Annotated in this window: 6 protein-coding genes; all 6 read right to left on the reverse strand. The window is 47.0% G+C overall.

From position 1 onward, the window contains the following. Positions 1–621 (reverse strand): MFS transporter (locus MHN01_RS14265; RefSeq protein WP_239411949.1); only part of this gene is annotated, 621 nt, incomplete at its 3' end. Positions 622–672: 51 nt separating this feature from the next. Then, positions 673–1,674 (reverse strand): ArsJ-associated glyceraldehyde-3-phosphate dehydrogenase, encoded by a 1,002-nt coding sequence (locus tag MHN01_RS14270; RefSeq protein ID WP_239411950.1) that lies wholly within the window; start codon positions 1,672–1,674, stop codon positions 673–675. Positions 1,675–1,952: 278 nt separating this feature from the next. Then, positions 1,953–2,447, reverse strand: a complete 495-nt coding sequence (locus tag MHN01_RS14275; protein ID WP_239411951.1) for a phosphatase — start codon at positions 2,445–2,447, stop codon at positions 1,953–1,955. 34 nt (positions 2,448–2,481) lie between these two features. Beyond that, on the reverse strand, positions 2,482–3,267 hold the full coding sequence (locus tag MHN01_RS14280) for a metalloregulator ArsR/SmtB family transcription factor (protein ID WP_239411954.1): 786 nt from the start codon (positions 3,265–3,267) through the stop codon (positions 2,482–2,484). 147 nt (positions 3,268–3,414) lie between these two features. Next, positions 3,415–4,509, reverse strand: a complete 1,095-nt coding sequence (locus MHN01_RS14285) for an alpha/beta hydrolase (RefSeq protein WP_239411952.1) — start codon at positions 4,507–4,509, stop codon at positions 3,415–3,417. 272 nt (positions 4,510–4,781) lie between these two features. Beyond that, on the reverse strand, positions 4,782–5,833 hold a 1,052-nt coding region (locus MHN01_RS14290; RefSeq protein ID WP_239411953.1), incomplete at its 5' end, for a GMC family oxidoreductase.

Raw genomic sequence — 5,833 nt, forward strand, 5'->3', positions numbered from 1 at the left:
GAATTTTATCTTAGCCTTGGCCTTACCCATGTCTTTCTCAAGCCAGGTCAGGCTCATAACCAGAACCACAAACAGCACTGCCGCCATTGCAATTACGGCACCTTTGAAGCCAATTGTGGCAAGTAGGAAACCACCGACAAAGAAGCCGGCCCCTTTCAAGGCATTCTTTGACCCTGTCAGGATAGCTATCCACTTATACAGTGCTCCCTGCCGATCACCGGGAACCAAGGTTTTGATGGCGCTTTTGGCACTCATCTTATTCAGATCCTTAGCAATACCCGATAATGCCTGTGCCAGCATGACCCAAGGTACAGTCAGATAAACAGACGGTACAGCCAGCATTAACAAGGCCACCACCTGCATGGCCAAGCCAATATTCATGGTACGGTTAAGGCCGAGTTTTGCCCCCAGCCAACCGCCAATTAAGTTGGTTACCACACCAAAAAACTCGTAGAACAAGAACAATGATGCAATTTGCAATGGGGTATACCCCAACTGATGGAAGTGCAATACCACCAGCATTCTCAAGGCACCATCAGTGACAGTAAAGTTCCAGTAGTTGAACGTCACTAACATGTACTGACGGACATCTTTCGATAAATTTGAAAAAGCAGCTAACATGCTCAGTTCTCTTATTTGGTGTGGCTATTTAACTAGCGGGACAACAGCTTCTTATGCCAGGCCAACTTTGCGGATCAGTTCAGAGGTACGCGTTGCGTAGCCCATCTCGTTATCGTACCAGGCGTAAACTTTCACCATACGGTCATTAACAACCATGGTCGACAAAGCATCGACGACGGTTGAGCGCTGGTCGCCTTTATAATCGATCGATACCAACGGACGGTCTTCAAAACCAAGAACTCCTTCCAACTCACCTTCTGCCGCCTCTTTCAGCAAAGCGTTCACTTCTTCAGCTGTTGTATCACGGCTCACGTCAAAGATAATGTCTGTCAGTGATGCATTTGCCAACGGTACACGCACTGCATGGCCGTTAATTTTGCCTTTCAGCTCAGGGAAAATTTCCACAATCGCAGTAGCAGAACCCGTTGTCGTCGGGATCAGGCTCATACCACACGCGCGAGCACGGCGCAGATCTTTATGTGGCGCATCGAGGATTGTCTGGGTGTTAGTCAAGTCATGAATCGTCGTGAATGAAGACTGCTCGATACCCAACTTTTCATGGATAACCTTAACCACAGGCGCTATGCAGTTTGTGGTACAAGATGCAGCCGTTACAATGCGATGCTTCTCAGCATCAAACAGATGATCGTTAACACCTACCACAACGTTCAGTACACCTTCTTCTTTTACCGGAGCAGAAACGACAACACGCTTTACCCCCTGATCAAGGTACTTCTGCAGGAAAGGTGTTTTACGGTGGACACCAGTCGCTTCCAGAACCACATCACAACCAGACCAGTCTACCGCATCAATATCACGCTCTTTGGTACAACGGATGCTGTGATCACCGATTACAATCGCATCACCGTCGGTATTCACCGCATGATGCCAGCGGCCTTGCACCGAATCGAATTCAAGCAAGTGACCCAGTGTATGGGCATCGCCAGCGACATCATTAATCTGAACAAACTCAACTTCGTCCCAGTCGTAAGCTGCACGTAGTGCCAGACGACCGATACGACCAAAACCATTGATACCCACTTTAATTGCCATTGTTACTGTCCTTTTTGATAGTGCTACAAGCAATATAGTTAAAAAGCTGACTATATGGCGAACAAATATTCGGAAAACCATATATACGAAATTTCAGATATAGTATCGAGTTCTTGCTCATCTGGCTAGATCTTTTTGAAATAAACCTTAGAACCTGCACAGCCATTACGAAGCAAAGATCTTACTAAGGCAGCATGAAGATAAGCCATTGATTAAAATATATAAAAAAGCCCCACAAAAGTGAGGCTCATTGACACTGTAGCTCGTTAGTCGACTATTTATTTATACTGCTGGATATAGTCAATGTGTGGCTGGCGCGTGAACGCACCCGGGCGCAGTGCCTGGATCTGCTCAATCGCACTTTCAAGCTCAACACCACGGTCCAGCATAATACGGGCAGCAATCAGCCCCGTTCTGCCAGATCCGCCCATGCAGTGGATAACTAATGCCCCACCCTCATCTAACATAGACTGAGCCGCTTTGTTGGCCTCAGGCCAGTTAACATTAAATTCGTCACCAGGAGCACAATCATCTTCGATAGGTAAGTGGAACCACTTCAGCCCCAGAGCCTTGCATTCCTCTGCCAGTTGGCTCAATCCTTCACCCGGTAGATCATCCGGCTCCAAAGCTGTCAGTACCGCTGTTGCCCCGGCGTCTTTCAACTGAGCCAATGAATCTTTCAGGTTGGCTTCTTTGGTACCCGGACATGGTGTAAGTAACAATTTCGCACCACCTGCTAGCGGTAATGTCCAAAATGGATGCGCGTTAGACATAGTATTTTTCCTGTTAATTGAACAAATTAGTGATTCAAACGCCAACCTTGTTGTTGGCTTTTAGGCTAAACCCGGGCTTTTTCCTGCCGCTGATCTGACTTAATTTTAATTTTTCCTGATTGATCATACCCGGGTTGCCGTTTCTAACTGTTGCTAGTGTGTGGCGGATCCACGCGGGAAGGTGATCGGCCAGGCGATAGAAGATCCACAAGCCTTCACGCTGGTCTTGAAGTACCCCGCCATCACGCAGTAAGGCAAGATGCCGCGACACTTTCGGCTGACTCACATCAAGTACCTTGGTCAGATCGCCAACACTGAGCGCCTGTTCATCTTCAATCAACATGAGGATCCGAAGCCGAAGCGGGTCACTCATGATTTTGAAAAGCTCAACCGGACCAACAACACTGTCTTGAACCTCGCCGTTAAGCATAAGAAATAGCGCGATCCTGTCTCTCAATCCTGCGAAAGTTTCTCGGAAGCTTTCCACTCCTTCCATAGGCTTAGGATCTTTAAAATCCCAGTGAATGAGAGCATCTGAGTCTGCGAAAAGAGCACACTCGTTACTGGCCTTATCACACAAGGTAATCACGATATCAAAGTGCTGATCATGAATATCATTGGCGGACAAGCTTTGTAGATTATCCGCACACACCCCGTACTCAGCCAACACCTGATAGACACGCGGATCGACACCTTCCGGCTTCATACCGGCACTCATTACCTGATACTGCTCCCCCGCCATGTGGCGCATCAGGGCCTCGGCCAGCTGTGAACGCGCAGAGTTACCGGTACAAAGAAAGAGTATGTTCTTCTTCATGATCATCTCTGTAATAATTTAATCGCTGTCAGTATATATGATTATCTATATATAACAATAGCCATATATGGAGACATCTAGAAGCGTAAGGTGCATAGGAAATATCAGCGGAAGCGGCGCAGCGCCCCAGCATAGGGGCGCCTGCTGTTGTTAATTGCTGGGAGGGAGTTCGTCACGAGTATCAGTGGAATTCGACAATACCCACTGCTCTACTTTTCCGGTTACCTGTGGGTGCGTTAGCAGATCCAGATGGTTAATACCAACACCTACCCACTTGTTTTCATCAAGATAATTCAAGGCTCGCTGATCAGCTGTCGATTCACCCAAGGCACTTGAAACCGGCACCAGCCCATCACCCAACTTGAGATTATTTTCATCTTTCAGGTTCTGGCCGAGGCAACTCGCAATGGCACAACAAACCACGCCCTCAGGTAATAACGGTCGACCCAGCAAATGAGGAGCCTGCCCAGCCTTCTCCCAATCCCCATGGCGGACGAAACCCTGGCTCAAGTCTTTCGTTCCGCTACTACGAATTTCAGACAACTTGTTAAGTGTCTTCAAGTATGGAGCATCAGCAAGTCTGCCATCTATCCAACAGGCCAGCTGCGCCAAGGGAGCACCATTGTGTGGAGTACCAAGGGTGATGAAAGTACGAAGAGTCGATAGCCAGCTAAGCTCATGTTGCTGGGCATAATAGCACGCGCTTCGGGTTACCAGCCCTCCCATGCTATGGCCGATAATCACCAGTTCCTTCACCTGGCACGGCCAGGCTGAAATAAGTCGTTCGAGCATTAAAGCGAATGCTTCACCATTGGTCGAGATATGCAAACCAGTGTTATAGCGCAAGTAAATTGGCGTATACCCGTATTTTGCCAAGCTACGACCATGATCGTGATCCTTGCGTTTCCACTGGACATCATTCATACACCAGCCATGCACACACAATACTATGCGCTCGCTACAATCGGAAAGCTGCTGACTCAATATGTCAGTTTCAAGGCTCAGGGTCTGGCGCTGATCACGAATAGCCATTTCCTGCTTCAGACGGCTGTCTCGCTGAACCAGATAATCACCGAGAATGCCGTTTAATGTGGCAATGACTGCGTCACTCTGAACGGGCGGGAGGCCATGCTCTATGAAGTCGCCAAGCTTTTCCTTCGCCACCTCTCTGTTTTCAGATACTTTTGACGATAGCTCATCCATCAGCACCTGAAACTTCTGACTTAGGTTATTCCTAGAAATCATACTTCAACCTTTGTTAAGCCACATTTACTAACCATCATTGATTAGCTGAATAACGAAATCAAGCACTTCTCAAGAAGAAGAGTCTTATTTTTAGATATTGAGGAGGGTTGGTTATCAGAAGTTAAATATAGTATGAAGGGCTCAAAACATAATCATAGAAAATTGCAAAACAAGTATGACAATAAAAATTAGAAAAATCACTCTAATTATCAATTTAAATAAAAATAATTTCAGGCTATATATTTACAGCCTGAAATCATGGTGGGAAATAATTATAAAACCTCGGCAGCTATCAACTCTTCATTAAGGGACTTTTTTATATAATCTTCCAAGATCATTTCCGCTGCTTTCTCAGCAATCATTATTGTTGGTGCATTAGTATTACCGCCTATTAATGTCGGCATTATTGAGGCATCGACCACACGCAAGCCCGAAACCCCCCGCACTTTTAGCCGGGGATCCACAACAGCCATTTCATCTTGTCCCATCTTACAGGTACCAACAGGATGATAAATCGACTCGGCTTTACGACGGATAAAAGCTTCAAGCTCTTCGTCTGTCTGCACCTCTTTACCGGGGAATACTTCTTCACCACGGTAGTGATCAAAAGCAGGTTGTTTCAGGATTTCACGCGAGAGCTTAATCCCTTTTACCATCACAGCAATGTCTTCTTCATTGTCGAGATAGTTCGCTTGGATAACTGGCGGTGTTGCCGGATCACTGTCCCGAAGCAACAGCCTTCCCCGGCTTTTCGGCCGTAGATTACACGCATGCAACGAGTAGCCATGCCTGACCGTTTGCCACAGATTCAGGCCATGATTATCCAAAAAACAGGGAGAGAAATGAAACTGTACATCCGGCACAGCCTGCTCTGGAGAGCTTTTCACAAAGCCGCCTGCTTCAGCAATGTTGCTAGTGAAATTCCCTTTCCTAAACAAGATATAATCGAAGATCCCTTTTATCGAACGCAGCAGAGCAACAGGGGAAAAGCCCACAGAGTGGAAGGTTCTTTCACGGGTTACCGCTAGCACATCAAGGTGATCCTGCATGTTCTCTCCTACGCCGGGCAGATCACACACAACAGGAATATCATGTTGATCTAACTGCTCTTTGTTTCCCACCCCCGAAAGCAGTAACAATTGCGGGCTATTAATCGCACCGCCACTGAGCAACACCTCTCTGCTGCAATGAAGCGTATGTGTCTGACCCTCTTTGAGATATTCAATTCCCGTCGCTTTGGCTCCCTCAAACAGTACTCTTGTTGTCAACGCATCCGTAATAACAGTTAGATTATCCCTCTCCTCTGCCGGTCTCAAATAACCTA

Source organism: Photobacterium sp. OFAV2-7 (assembly GCF_022347985.1).
GTDB lineage: Bacteria > Pseudomonadota > Gammaproteobacteria > Enterobacterales > Vibrionaceae > Photobacterium.